Raw genomic sequence first — 13,412 nt, 5'->3', positions numbered from 1 at the left:
CCCAGCCAAATATCCGTTCAGGTTCAAGCAATAATGCTTATCCGAACGGCATTAAAGCAAGTCATTGGCGTTTGAATCGGTATTCGGTTCAGAGTATGACTTAGATGCAGAAAAGGTATAAAGCTCGACATGTGATTCTTGAGATCGTTCGATGATCGAAGCGGCTTCCAATGGCCAGCCAAAGGTTCGCCCGCCCCATAGAATGTAGTCTTCTTGGGATGTAAACCAAGTGATGATCTCTTCGGCGTCGGATGCTTTAAAGCGGTTTATTTCCATATCCTTCTCTCTTCCTTATCGTGTGTCTTTTTTTATAAGCCGCTAAACTTCCGCACCCAACTGATCAAGAAAGTCACGCATGTACTCGGTGCGTTTGTTGGCTTCCAATTTGGCTGATTTTGTATTCATGGTTTCAGCGAGCTTAAACAGTTTCACGTAGAAATGGTCGACGCTGTAATGCTTGTCATCCAAGTCACGCTGCTTCGCAAACGGGTCTTCGTGGTTATACAGCTCGGCGTTAAAGCTTTGACCTACGTACAGGCAGCGAGCGATACCAATCGCACCGAGAGAATCTAGGCGATCTGCATCTTGAACAATCTGTGCTTCCAAGGTTTCTGGTGTGATGTTGGCGCTGTAACTGTGAGTGACAATAGCGTGATGGATTTCGTCGAGGTAGGACGCAGGATACTCGATAGATTTGAGATAAGAGATAGCCTTGTCTGCCGCCATTTGTGAGCTTTGAGCGCGGTCTGGGTGGTTCTTCGGAAAGGTGAAGCAATCATGAAGGTAAGCGGCAGGAAGAACGACCTCATGCTTAGCTTGTTCTTGAGCAGACAAAGCCTTGGCGGTTTTGACTACGCGTTTGATGTGGCTGATGTCGTGCGCTGCATCTTGTGTCATTTCTTGTTGCGCAAAATCAAGCAGTTGGCTTTCTAATTTTTCTATCACGCGTCCCTTTCTCCATTTTTAGACGTTATCAATGTTGCTTATCGTTCAGTGTCGTTTCATATCGACTTTAACAGTTTCAAGCGCGAGTTTTTATCTTTTATAAAAGGAATACCCACAAAAAAACCGACTCTGTGAGTCGGCTTAATAGAAAGGTTATCCTGTGTTGATTAAAGCGTTAACAACGGTTCAGAGCCTAAGCTGCAGCTTGTTGAAGCTGTGCTAACACATCATGCAAAGAAGGGCTGATGGTGTGCCCAAGCGCTTTTACTTCGTCACATGGCTCTACTAAATCAGGGATCTGGAAGCTGATCATGTTCGCTGCCATTGATGCGCGAATACCGTTGTTTGAATCTTCAAACGCTAGGCAATTTTCAGGTGCAACACCTAAGCGCTCTGCCGCTAGCAAGTAGATCTCTGGGTGAGGCTTACCATTGGTGACTTCACAGCCTGTGCTTAACGAAGCGAAGTAAGAATCTAGGCCAGCCAGTTCAAGCTTCTTTTTCGCGATATCAAGCTGAGTGGAGGTCGCTACCGCGATTGGAATGTCGTTTGCTTTAAGCCATTCAAGTAGTTCGATAACACCATCTTTAACTGGGATTGCTTGGTGCTTAACAACCGCATTGTAGCGAGTGCGCCATTCGGTGTTCAGCGCCGGGTAATCTAACCCTTCGCCGTAGCCCTTTCTAAAAATCTGTTCGATGGTTTTTGCGTTACAACCAATGATGCCTAAGTAAACATCTTGCAAGAACGGAACATCTTGCGCGTGACATGCTTCTTCAAAAATCTGCATACAAAGTCTCTCGGTGTCGAGTAACAGTCCATCCATATCAAAAATAGCAGCTTGAAAATTCATATCCGTGGTTCTTTATGTGTTGTCATCGTGAGGGCGAGTATTTTGACATAGTGTCTCGGGATAGGCGAGTCAGTGTTCAGTAAGAATATGCTTAGTTAGATAGGAAGTATGCTTCTGGATGGCTTTGTATATGATTGATTATGAATGAAATAATATCGTTAAGTTATGAGTCTGGTATTTTATAGGCCATACAGATCTAACAGTCACAATAATGGTTATCGAACATAACAAATTTAGATTTAGAGTCTGTCTTCCTATTACATTTCATAAACTTACGGTTCAGTTAGCGTGACCATAATCTTAGAAAAAACAATTTGTGAGAGTCCGCAATCATAGTGTGACCAAGCGATAAGTAAATGGCGGAACTTAGGGACAAAATATCATTAGTCCACATTTTTAGAGGGTTGCTTATGTTGTATTTTGAGTTTCTATTTTTATTAGTCGTACTTTATATCGGGTCTCGGTATGGCGGTATTGGGTTAGGTGTTGTTTCTGGTATTGGCTTGGTTATCGAGGTGTTTGTCTTCAAGATGCCACCAACGTCTCCACCTGTCACCGTAATGCTGATCATCCTCGCTGTTGTTACCTGTGCTTCTATTCTTGAAGCGGCTGGTGGCTTGAAATACATGCTGCAAGTGGCCGAAAGGGTACTGAGAAAGAACCCGAAACGCGTCACCTTGATAGCACCGTTCGTGACTTACTCGATGACTTTCCTATTGGGTACTGGTCATGCGGTTTACTCCATCATGCCTATCATCGGCGATGTTGCACTGAAGAATGGTATTCGTCCTGAGCGCCCAATGGCGGCTGCATCTGTTGCGTCGCAACTGGCGATTACTGCATCTCCAATCTCGGCAGCAGTGGTTTATTACCTCGCGCAACTTTCTGATATCCAACACTCTATTACTCTGCTTTCTATTTTGATGGTGACGGTTCCTGCAACGCTGTTCGGCACACTTTTACTTTCTCTGTATAGCTTGAAACGTGGTAAAGAACTGAACGACGATCCTGAATACCAAGCGCGTCTAAAAGATCCTGAGTGGAAAAAGCGCATCGAAAGCACCACTGCGACGTCTTTGGATGAAGTGCTGCCAACTTCGGCGCGTAATGCGGTATTGATTTTCTTATTGTCGATTGTGGTGATTGTTATCGTGGCGATGGTGCCTGAGATCAGAACCATCGTAGACGGCGATAAGCCAATTAAGATGTCGGTGATCATCCAAATGATGATGCTCTGTTTCGGCGGTATCATTTTGTTAGCGACCAAAACTGACCCGCGTGACGTGCCAAACGGCGTGGTATTCAAATCGGGTATGGTGGCAGCGATTGCTATCTTCGGTATCGCTTGGATGTCGGATACCTATTTCCAATACGCAATGCCTCAGTTCAAGTCGGGCATCGTGGAAATGGTGACTAACTACCCATGGACGTTTGCGCTAGCGCTATTCATCGTATCAGTTGTGGTGAACTCTCAAGCCGCTACTGCACGTATGATGCTACCGGTTGGCCTTGGCTTAGGGTTAGACCCAGCATTGCTTATCGGCTTAATGCCAGCGGTGTACGGCTACTTCTTCATCCCGAACTACCCATCAGATATCGCAACGGTGAACTTCGATGTGTCTGGCACCACTAAGATTGGTAAGTGGTATTTCAACCACTCATTCATGTCAGTGGGTTTAATCGGTGTCGTCGGCGCATGTTGCTTAGGCTACGCTCTCGCACAGATTTTTATCGCTTAATTAAGCGATAGCGAAATAACAAACAAAAACAGCGCCTAATTTGGCGCTGTTTCTATTTGTTCTGTTTGGACGTATTAATTCGAACCTAGGTTTCGAATTAATAACCAATATTAACGAGGCTCAAAAGCCAACGACTGAATCGCTTCTTCTATCGTTAGGAAGTGGATCTTCATCAGGCACACTTCTGCTTTCTGGAACTCGTGATTTCGAATCAGTTTGGTTACGCTTTCAACTGAATACTGGTCTGCTCGTTTCGCTAGAGAGAGTTGGTTTGAGCCCGATTGCAGCGAATAGCTGTCGCCCTCTGAATCAATGAGGTAATCATCTTCGCCCAAGATCATATCTGAGCATTCGGCTTGAAATTCGTGTTCGGATGCGACGTAAATAAGCTCATCGTCCCCGTCGAGTTTTACCAAAGATGGCCAACTGATCATTACTGCCTCTCAATCATGGATGTTGAAATGTATGTCTGGACTATAAACAGTTTTGAAGATTGGGTCATCTATTGTCCTATCTGACCCAAACGTTACTTACTTAAAGATCGCCCTAATGGTGCAAAATAGCCTTGCATCGCATTGTAGATTTCCATTCGATGTGTGAGATCTGGATAGAGAGGGAACATGTCTGGCTTGGTTGTGCCGTCGACGAGATACGAGTTTTCTATATCTGAGCAGGATTCAATCGCAGATTCAAACGCGCGGGCCATCATCTCTGTGGGCAATGAGAAGTAACGAGCCGACGTTGCCTGGTCTGCAATAACACTTCGTGCCACGTAATCGTGTTTGTCTAGGTTATTGTCGCTGAGTAGTGTGGAATCGAACACAGACATCAAACTTTCGTTTAATGGATGAGGTCGTACCTTTCTATCGTGTAACCAACAGTCACTGGCGAACAAGATTTGCTTGCGAGGGCCAGAGGTATCGCCAATCTCAAATGCTTTCTCTGCGATATAGTGGTCAAATGCATGCCAGAACTCATGCGCTAACGCACCGGCACCTGCGTTCTTAGCTAGAGCGAGTTCTCTTTGATTTGGTGCGTAGTGTGCTTGTACACCCTTTCTTCCACCACTGCCGAACGCTAAGCCTAACGTCCCGCGAAGGCCAATTGCTTCTGGTGGCAAAGCCAAGATGTAAGCCAAGTCTGCTAACGAGTCGAATATCAGATTTGCAGCGAGCTCTTTCTCTTCTTTCGTTACCCAAGCGCCCACACGAATGCTGCCCATACCGAAGGTCTGTTTGATGTCCATGAATGACACCTGATCGCCATGTCGGTAGTCTGGGCCTTTGCGCGTTTTGTATTTAAAGTGGGTTAACTTCAAAAGGGTCCTTGGAAATAGATGTAGTTTAGCGCTGTTGTGTGGTGCACAGGGTTAAGTTGGGAAAGTTAGCACCTTTGTCAGTAAATTACCGAACAAAATGAGTGAGATTGTGTTCGAAAGCCTCCCATGAGGTTGGGTTGCCTTCGTGGGTCAGTGGAAATAGTGCCCTATTTGGTTTTGCATAGCTTAAACGATGTAACCTCTGCGTGACATGATAACTGTCTAGCCCTGAAATTGTGACTAAATCTAACGCTTCTAAATCTAGGTAGCCGTCCGGCATCACAGCACGTTTTGGCGCGTGAATTGTAACAATTTCACCAATCAACATTTGAGTTTGGTTACTTTCAATTGTTATCTGCTCTTTGAAGGCTAAGCCTATTTTCAGAGGGCTTTCCAAAACAAACGGAGCAGGGAACACATCATCGTAATAGGGCGTGAGACCGACCGCGTTAAATTCTGAGACTGATTTAGGATAACGAGCGGAAGTTTGATGAGCTTTTTGAACAAAGCCCGCCCCTATACTATTGATAGTGAAGTGTTGAGTTTCTAGGATATTTTCTAGTGTATGACGGCGACTTTCCGCAGTCCGGATGATGAAGCCAAGTAAAGGTGGATTCGACCCCAAATGAACCACGGAGCTCACTACTGCAAGATTTTCTAGCCCTTGCTTGTCACAGGTGCCAATAAGGTTTGCGCTTTTAAACCCCGATAAGGAGTTAATTAAACGAGCGCGCTCACGCTGGTCCATTGCTTTGATATCTTGTCTTGAAAGGGTCATTGCCTTCATATCTTCTCTTCTTCTCACTTTTGTTTTCGACGACTTGTTTACTAACCAAACTAAAACATATCTACGCAGCATCGCTTTATTCCGATCATCCAGTTTGAATAAGTGGTTGTGAAAGGAGGATTCTTTTAGAAAATTGCAATTTTCTTGAAATTAAATGTGACACTGTAGCTTAATTTGTTGTTGCAGCGGTTTGCTATTGAGCGATACCATGTACGGCTATTTCTTTGGTAAAGATGTAATTATGTCAGATGAAAAGCTCGCGCTAGAGTGGATGCGCCAACAAGCGCATAGAATTGATCCATATGTTATAAATCCATCATTTGATGAATGCGTTGAGTTGCTTGAGCCTGCCTTTAAGAAGGGCAAGAGTGTCGCGCAGCTAAAATATCTATTATCAGAAGCGGATCGCCGAGCGGGAGCTGCCGAACGTAAACATGCTGCTTTAAAGTTTGCTAAAGAAAAAAGCCCAAAGGCAGGTCAAAACCTTCGTCTGCAAAGCAAACTTCAACAAGTTCAATTGGCATTAAAGTTAGCAACTGGCGATAACAACATGACCATATCGCAGTTCTGCTCTGAGTATGATGTCAGTAAGCGAGACGGCAACGAAGCGTGGAATGAAAAGTTGGTTGAGCAGAATAATAAGAAGTGATTTCGTGATGACGTATATGGTTTAACTGAAGATCCGACAAGATTCACTTGCTTATGTATTCATTTAAAATCCTACCAATAAATGTTGCTCAACGGTATTTCAAAAGCCTGAAGATCTTCTTTTCAGGCTTTGCCAACAGCTAGCCACTCATCAGTTCCGTCTTAGTCGTTAACCACGTCTAAAAGTACCGATGAGTGAATATCAGGTATCAAGGTCGAATGTTGTTGAAACTGACCTTTTGCGTTCCATCACTCTGATTCTCTAATTTAATTACATCTCCTTGATAGTAATAAGGTTCCATTGGCATCTTGCTGTTGGTTGGCCTTGCGTAGTGAAGTACAGCGGATTTACCTTCCTCTTGTCGAGCATATAAATAGCCAATCAGCGCATGTTCAAATTGGTGGTAGCCATTGCCCCAATGGAAAGCTTTAGTACGCTTAGGCTCAAGCCCAACGCCACCGTACTTATGATCTACCCATACATCATGAAAGGTGGGCAGGGTGTATTGCAGTACGTCTTTCATTGAACCATCGATAAGCGATACCGTCATCGCAGCTTGATCAAGCTCAGCCCATTCCCATGATGACGCCCATTGGCTGTGAGGTCTGCTTTGCCAGCCCGTGATATCTTGCCCTTGCCACATTTTCTGAAGTCGCTCGCCAAAGTAGTTAGATACATTGGCAAAATCTTTTTGATATTGCGCCTGAGCCAAAGTGTGTTTCATACCGTCTAAACCAAACTCAGACCAATCGGAATTTTTTAATGCATGACCAGTTAGATAGGTCATCCAATACGCTTTAATGGTGTGCCCAAAATCATTATGATTGGCATTCGGCATCATTGCCGCTTTGTCGTGAATTGCGCCGTAGAAGCGTTGTTCATCTTCAGAGTGGTAGTGATCAATCATGGCTTGCGTGAGCCAGTTTAAGTCATCAAGCCATTTGGCTTTGACGGGCTCTTTGAGCAGAGGAGCGACTAACAACAGGTAGCCGTTTATTTGATCAAGTTGCGCGACCAGTTCACGTCGTTTTGCACTGCCATCTTCACCGTCGGCGAGTACCCAAGCAAGACCGCTGTTGTCGCTAAGTCTATATTTATCAAAGATAAAAGCTTGTTGGGCGATGAGTGCTTCTTCTACCTTTTTGTCTTGGGTCAGGTAGTAGTACATCGCGAGTCCAACCAGCGCATACGCTTGATCTTGAGAGGTACGTTGCTGCCAATCTTGACCCGCTTTTCCCTCTTTTATGTAGCCAATAAAGCCACCATTTTTCTTATCTTCTAGTTGATCAATGAGGTAGTAAGCACCTTGCTTGGCAAGCGATAAAGCTTGTTTGTCTCCAGTAAGGTGATAGAGCACGCCATAGGCATAGGTTTGGCGTGATTTCATACGCGTAAACTCCTTGCCAAAGTGCGGAGTGATCCAGCCTCTGTTCAATTCAGGACACACATCAGATACATCGAGCAAGGTACCATCATCACAACGAAATGTCGGGAAGTTGCCTATCGGTTCTCCCTGTGCGCTCGGCATAAGCCAGTAAGGTGCGAGCCCTTCAGAAGCATGATTGATCCAGTCTTCTCCAGAGGGAAGGGTGACATTGGCAGATACGGCCAAGCTAGTGACACTGAGTAATGCGATGGTTGCTCGTAACATAACGTTTATCTTAACTATTTGAATTTAGTTGAATATAAACAATCACATCTGCACATTGTGATTAGGCGATCACAATCGACCAAATTATTTGTGGTGTAGATGTAGGACTATCTGGGTCTTACTCATTTTAATATTGCAAATAAACAATAAATTATCGTTTATCGATAAATTGTTGTTGATCATCGTTTGTTTTGATCTTAATATTCTTCCATCAACTCAACAGGAATATAAGTATGTCTAAGATTCAAAAACAAAGTCGCCGTGTGCGAATGCTACTGCAGTCCTTTCTTGCACTCACTCCGATTATGGTGTGTTACTTCTGGCTAACGGTTCAAACACCCTATGACTTTCTTAGTGAGATGGGCATTATTCAGTTTTCCATCGAGATGGACTACTTTATAACCTCTCCACTCACAGTCTCTCCACTTACTACGACAACAAGAATCATCGCAATGTTCACCAGTTTGGCGATGTCGAGCATTCTTATGTATGCATTAACGGTTCTGATACGCCTATTCCGTAACTATGAGCGAGGTGAAATCTTCTCTTTAGAAAACGCAATGTCCTATCAGAAACTCGGATATAGCTTGTTTTATTGGGTATTAGGTTCAGTTATCTATGGTTCATTGATGTCAGTGATTCTGTCGTTCAATAATCCACCAGGTGACCGTATCTTTGAGATTAGTTTCGTTGGTATGGACTTTTTAACACTGATATTGGGTATAATTATTTTGATCATCTCGTGGGTGATGAAAGAAGGTTATATTCTGGCTGACGAACATAGCCAAACCATTTAAAGGACTTGTCATGACTATCCGCATTAATTTAGACATTATGATGGCCAAACGGAAAATGCGATTAAAGACATTGGCAAAAGAAGTTGGGATAACAGAAGCCAACTTGTCCGTATTAAAAAATGATAAAGCCAAAGCCGTAAGGCTATCGACGCTCGACAAGCTATGTGAAGTTTTAGAGTGCCAACCTGGTGATATTTTAGAATTTGAACCGAATGATCATAAAGACGGCGTTGCGGCAGAGTAGCCAGTAAGGAAATCGCTTTCAAATCATCTAATAATGAACGAGTCTCGATATCGCATCGAGACTCTTTTTTAATCTATTTATACCGACTCTCCCGCCTCGTCCTCTTCAACCACATCGGTTTCTAAGCTCGCTTCTGCCAACCATTTTTGTACTGATGGGCTGTTGAGTACACGTTGCTGATACTGTGATGCCTTCTCTGAAAGTTTGATGCCATAGGTTTCAACGCGTAATGCCACAGGTGCAAACATCGCATCGGCAATCGACCATTCACCAAATAACCAACCTTCTGGATATTGTTCCATTTTCGTCGACCATATGTCATCAATACGAGCGATGTCTTTCAATGCTTCTTCACTCAAAGCAAGCTTTCGTTGAGCGCGGCAGTTCATCGGCATTTCATTTCTGACGGCAAAAAAACCAGAGTGCACCTCTGCCGAAATCGCTCGGGCATGGGCGCGTTCTTTCACGGATTTAGGCCATGCTGCGCCGTCCAAGTAAGCTTCGTTAACGTATTCGAGAATCGCCAGTGAATCCCACACCGCAACGTCACCGTCAACCAGGGTTGGAACTCTGGCTGTTGGTGTCACTGAAGCTAGTGTGTCGTAAAAGTCAGACGTGAATAGCTTGAGCTTGATGACTTCCGGATTCAGGTTGTAGTTGTCGAATATTAGCCATGCGCGTAATGACCAAGTTGAGTAGTTCTGGTTTCCAATATAAAGCTGCATCGTTGCTTCCTTGCGTTTAGTGGGTATGCTTTGAGACTTAGGGTAAGGTATAAGCCTTAGGGGTATGCATTTGAGCTTAGGGGATTGTATTGCGGCGCACTAACGGATAATTTTGATGCAATACATTAATAAAAACGATGGGTAGTGATTTCAATATGGATATTGATGCTTTGCGAGGCTTTCTCGCGTTTGTAGAAACCAGTAGCTTTACTCGTGCAGCGAAACAGATAAATCGCACCCAGTCGGCATTCAGTGCGCAGATGCGCAAACTGGAAGAAGAACTCAACGTGACCCTTTTCCAGAAAGAAGGCCGTAATCTCGTGCTGACAGAGGCTGGCTTAGCGCTGCGTTCTCATGCTGAACAGTTGGTCGCCCTCCACAATACCGCCCTCAAGCAAGTAAAGCGTTACGAAGACAAACAACCTCTAAGACTCGGTTGCCCTGAAGACTACAATGACACTATTCTGCCAAAAGTGATTCGCCTGTTGCAGAAAGCAGAACCCACCTGTTCTATTCAAGTATTCAGCCTACCAAGTATTACGCTCAGAGAGTGGTTGGATGATGGTAGGCTTGATGCTGCAATTGTCACCCGAGCGCCTGACAGTGAAGAGGGCTATTGGCTGACCAGTGATGTGGGTGTATGGATAAGCAGCCCAGACTATGTGTTCGATGATTCTAAACCCGTCCCACTAGCCTTGTTTCAGACCGATTGTAAGTATCACGCAGCGGCAGTGAATGGCCTAACTAAACAGGGTACGCCTTATCAGTTGTTGGCGTGCAGTAATACCGCTTCGGCGCAACGTGCCATTGTTAAAGCAGGTTTAGCGATTGGCGCGATGGGTAAGCTGAGTGTGACTTCTGATTTGAACATTCTGGAAGATATGCCATCACTGCCTTCGGTGGATATTGTGCTGATCCTAGCGAGCAAACATCACCCAGTGTTAGACAAAGAAGTGCTTAACCAACTTGTGGAGTTGGACTCCAATTAGATTTTTGCTCGGTGAGGGTAATGTTGAGTGCGGAGCTAAAATAGATAGGCCGAGAACATGGTGTTTCACGAAGAACGTTGCGTTTCTCCGAAAACATAGTGGTTCTCGGCCTAGTTATTGTTAGACGTTGTTGGTAATTAAGAAAGCTTGAACTTACTCAGTTCGCCGTGTAAATCACCGGCTTTCAATGTCAGCTCATTACTGATTGCCACTGATGATGTCATGGTGTCCATCACTTCCACTGCTGTGTCATTGATGATAACGACATTGCGGTTAATCTCTTCTGACACAGAGCTTTGCTCTTCAGCCGCGGAAGCGATCTGATTGTTCATGTCATTAATCACTTCAATCGCTTGGTTGATTTCAGACAAGGCTTGATGTGCAGCTTCGGTTTCACTTTTTGTGTTGTTCGCTTGGTTCTGGCTTTGCTCCATCAGTACCACAATAGATTGAGTCTCTTGTTCTAAGCGAGCCAACATAGAGCGAATCTCTTCTGTTGAACCTTGAGTTCGATTCGCTAGGTTACGAACCTCATCAGCAACCACTGCAAAGCCTCGACCAGCCTCTCCTGCACGAGCTGCCTCAATCGCTGCATTCAGTGCAAGTAAGTTAGTTTGCTCTGCAATGCCACCAATCTCGCTCAAGATACCCTGAATAGCGGTGCTCGAATCGACTAAGTTCTGTGTTTGTTGCTGCGCATCGTTAACCTGCACAGCTAAGCTGTCTACAGCACTGGCGGCATTGTCCATGCGCGTCATACCATTGAGACTGTTGCTCTGCACTTGGCTTGCTGCTGCCGCTGCTTGAACCGCTGAGTTCGCCACTTCTTGCGCTGTTGCACTCATTTCATTGATAGCGGTGGCAAGTGAGTTCACTTCGTTAACTTGAGAATTCAGCTGGTCACGTGAAACTTCAGCACGAGCTTGGCCTTCTGTCGCGTTTTTATCCACTTGGTCAGCCGTTAGCATCACGGTAAGTAGCATCTCTTGTATGCGAGATAGGAAGGTATTGAACCAGTGTGCAAGCTGAGCGGTTTCATCCTTACCTTTCACTTCAATGCGATAAGTTAAGTCACCTTCACCCTGTGCTGCATCTTTAAAGCGTTCCACTAAGTTGTTCAAAAAAGCGTTCCACTAAGTTGTTCAAAACCTTCCCCAAAGAGTTAGCAATGAATGCCATTGAGGCAATGCCTAGAAGAGCGGCGATGATTCCCGCCCACACACCTTTTTCAAGTGCTTTTGAATTCTGAGCATCACTCCACTCGGTGTAGTCATTGACGCTTTTGGCTAGGTGACTACTAGGAACAGACACCATGACTACCCATGGCGCATCACTGGTATCGATTGCAGTAATCGCGTACTCATCGCCGCCGAAAGTCACAAGACCGGCGCCTTCTCTGTTAGCGATAGACTGAATCTTTGACCATTCAGATTCCAATTCAGAAGAGACTTTTTTACCCACCATATTTCCAGCTCGGCTGTTGGCCAGTGTAATGCCTTTCCATGAAGTGATTAGGATTTTTCCTTGGCCATCAAACAGGTTACGCGCAAGTAACTCACTTTGGCTTTGGAGTTCATGTAGGGATAAATCAAAGCCTAGCGAGCCGATGATTTTTCCGTCATGTTTGATTGGTTGGCTGATGGTGGTAATGAGCTCTTGTTTGCCGCGCACTGAATAAAAATACGGTTCCATCACAAACGTTTTACCCGTTTGATATGGCATTAAGTGCCAGTCATCTTTGCGCTCACCGTTGCTGTTGAGCTCGGTATTGCTAAAGCTTTCCATTGCGACAGCATCAAAGCTGTTCTGGTCATTGGGAGAGAAGAAAGGCGCAAGGTAGCCCTGACTGTTAAAACCTAACTCAGTGTTTGAGCTTAACTCGATGTTTGAGCCAGATTCGATATTCGAGTCTGATTCTGTATTAATGCTCAGTTCCGTGTTCGAGTCTTGTTGGTTATCTGAAATCAGCGACGTCTCTGAGCCATTTTCGCTGTTCACGTTGAGCTCGTTATTCAAGACAGACTGTTGTGACCATGTCTTATCTTCCCAAACCATGTAACCCGCAAATACAGCTTTGTTTTGTGCTTCCAATGCCGCAGTAAACTGTTTCACGATAAGCTCTGCACTTGCGTCGGTTTCTGAACTTAATTCGATGATTGAGCGCACTTGTTTAAGGTTCGCTAATACAGGGTTGAGCTGGTTAGCGATGTTCAAACCTTGTTGAAGTGCCGTGTTTTGTAAATCCGTAGCGGTGGCCTCTGTCAGCTGCGTTTTTACTTTTTCAGTGACTTGTTTATTCACATCGGTAAATGCGTTGGTCGTCATTCCCATGGCGATTAACAGAGTGAAAGCCATCGCTCCGCCCGCACTCACCGCAATTCGCGTTCGTATACTGTTAAACATATTATCTCTCTAACCAAATAGTGGTAGTTTTTCAGAGATTTTAAACAAGATACGTGAATGGAAAATTCTAAATAATGAACATAATAAGAATAGGGTGATTAAAAATATAAATAGGATGGTATAACGCTCCGGATTATGTCTTTTAGAGAGGAGCTATAAGATAGGTGTATGGCTGTTTTTATTCTATTATCTAATTGTATTTGTTGGTATTTTATACTTGATTCCGTTTTTAATTTCCGGGTAAATCAGGAGGTTGTAGTGGCTTTGTTGCGTAATTCAATGGAACTAAATCAAGAACCTACGATCTGATCA

General features: G+C 44.5%; 12 protein-coding genes and 3 pseudogenes. 5 read left to right on the top strand and 10 right to left on the bottom strand.

Annotated features, from left to right (window positions below):
* Window positions 1–63: 63 nt before the first annotated feature.
* The 3 genes and pseudogenes from AB6E08_RS21000 to AB6E08_RS20990 all read right to left on the bottom strand — a co-directional run.
* A pseudogene (locus AB6E08_RS21000) lies at window positions 64–276 on the bottom strand (GNAT family N-acetyltransferase); the annotation flags it as partial.
* Between the two features lie 42 nt (window positions 277–318).
* Entirely contained in the window at window positions 319–945 is a 627-nt protein-coding gene (locus AB6E08_RS20995; RefSeq protein ID WP_372067187.1) for an HD domain-containing protein, read from the bottom strand.
* Window positions 946–1,138: 193 nt separating this feature from the next.
* A complete protein-coding gene (locus tag AB6E08_RS20990) occupies window positions 1,139–1,798 on the bottom strand; it encodes an HAD family hydrolase (protein ID WP_372067190.1) in 660 nt (219 codons plus the stop codon).
* Window positions 1,799–2,208: 410 nt separating this feature from the next.
* Between AB6E08_RS20990 and AB6E08_RS20985 the strand changes: the two genes are divergently transcribed.
* Window positions 2,209–3,537 (top strand): anaerobic C4-dicarboxylate transporter, encoded by a 1,329-nt coding sequence (locus tag AB6E08_RS20985; protein ID WP_004732879.1) that lies wholly within the window; start codon window positions 2,209–2,211, stop codon window positions 3,535–3,537.
* Between the two features lie 110 nt (window positions 3,538–3,647).
* On the opposite strand, the gene AB6E08_RS20980 is transcribed toward AB6E08_RS20985, so the two are convergent.
* From AB6E08_RS20980 to AB6E08_RS20970, 3 genes are all read right to left on the bottom strand, one after another.
* On the bottom strand, window positions 3,648–3,971 hold the full coding sequence (locus AB6E08_RS20980) for a DUF4144 domain-containing protein (RefSeq protein ID WP_017103486.1): 324 nt from the start codon (window positions 3,969–3,971) through the stop codon (window positions 3,648–3,650).
* A 92-nt stretch (window positions 3,972–4,063) separates the two neighbouring features.
* Window positions 4,064–4,855: a CLCA_X family protein gene (locus AB6E08_RS20975; protein WP_372067194.1), complete on the bottom strand. Its 792-nt coding sequence runs from the start codon at window positions 4,853–4,855 to the stop codon at window positions 4,064–4,066.
* Window positions 4,856–4,940: 85 nt separating this feature from the next.
* On the bottom strand, window positions 4,941–5,642 hold the full coding sequence (locus AB6E08_RS20970; RefSeq protein ID WP_371708400.1) for a flavin reductase family protein: 702 nt from the start codon (window positions 5,640–5,642) through the stop codon (window positions 4,941–4,943).
* Window positions 5,643–5,883: 241 nt separating this feature from the next.
* Here AB6E08_RS20970 and AB6E08_RS20965 point away from each other — a divergent pair, with 241 nt between their 5' ends.
* Window positions 5,884–6,291, top strand: coding sequence for a hypothetical protein (locus AB6E08_RS20965; protein ID WP_026012354.1), 408 nt, complete (start codon window positions 5,884–5,886; stop codon window positions 6,289–6,291).
* A 208-nt stretch (window positions 6,292–6,499) separates the two neighbouring features.
* On the opposite strand, the gene AB6E08_RS20960 is transcribed toward AB6E08_RS20965, so the two are convergent.
* On the bottom strand, window positions 6,500–7,942 hold the full coding sequence (locus AB6E08_RS20960; protein WP_371708401.1) for an N-acylglucosamine 2-epimerase: 1,443 nt from the start codon (window positions 7,940–7,942) through the stop codon (window positions 6,500–6,502).
* 233 nt (window positions 7,943–8,175) lie between these two features.
* Between AB6E08_RS20960 and AB6E08_RS20955 the strand changes: the two genes are divergently transcribed.
* Both AB6E08_RS20955 and AB6E08_RS20950 read left to right on the top strand, forming a co-directional pair.
* Complete coding sequence (locus AB6E08_RS20955) at window positions 8,176–8,739, top strand: DUF2975 domain-containing protein (RefSeq protein WP_009846208.1); 564 nt, start codon at window positions 8,176–8,178, stop codon at window positions 8,737–8,739.
* Between the two features lie 10 nt (window positions 8,740–8,749).
* A complete protein-coding gene (locus AB6E08_RS20950; RefSeq protein WP_009846209.1) occupies window positions 8,750–8,983 on the top strand; it encodes a helix-turn-helix transcriptional regulator in 234 nt (77 codons plus the stop codon).
* 77 nt (window positions 8,984–9,060) lie between these two features.
* Here AB6E08_RS20950 and AB6E08_RS20945 read toward each other — a convergent pair whose 3' ends face one another.
* Window positions 9,061–9,708, bottom strand: coding sequence for a glutathione S-transferase family protein (locus AB6E08_RS20945; protein ID WP_017103489.1), 648 nt, complete (start codon window positions 9,706–9,708; stop codon window positions 9,061–9,063).
* 137 nt (window positions 9,709–9,845) lie between these two features.
* On the opposite strand from AB6E08_RS20945, the gene AB6E08_RS20940 reads away from it, so the two are divergent.
* Window positions 9,846–10,697 (top strand): LysR family transcriptional regulator, encoded by an 852-nt coding sequence (locus AB6E08_RS20940; RefSeq protein WP_102582605.1) that lies wholly within the window; start codon window positions 9,846–9,848, stop codon window positions 10,695–10,697.
* A gap of 137 nt (window positions 10,698–10,834) precedes the next feature.
* On the opposite strand, the pseudogene AB6E08_RS20935 reads toward AB6E08_RS20940, so the two are convergent.
* Both AB6E08_RS20935 and AB6E08_RS20930 read right to left on the bottom strand, forming a co-directional pair.
* Window positions 10,835–12,566: pseudogene (locus AB6E08_RS20935) on the bottom strand (methyl-accepting chemotaxis protein); the annotation flags it as partial.
* A 144-nt stretch (window positions 12,567–12,710) separates the two neighbouring features.
* Window positions 12,711–13,100 (bottom strand): annotated as a pseudogene (locus AB6E08_RS20930) (methyl-accepting chemotaxis protein); the annotation flags it as partial.
* Between the last annotated feature and the right edge of the window lie 312 nt (window positions 13,101–13,412).

It is taken from the genome of Vibrio sp. 10N.247.310.24 (genome assembly GCF_041467175.1).
Classification (GTDB): Bacteria; Pseudomonadota; Gammaproteobacteria; order Enterobacterales; family Vibrionaceae; genus Vibrio; species Vibrio tasmaniensis_A.
The sequence above is the reverse complement of the archived record's forward strand: the minus strand, read 5'-3'. Positions and strand labels throughout refer to the sequence as shown.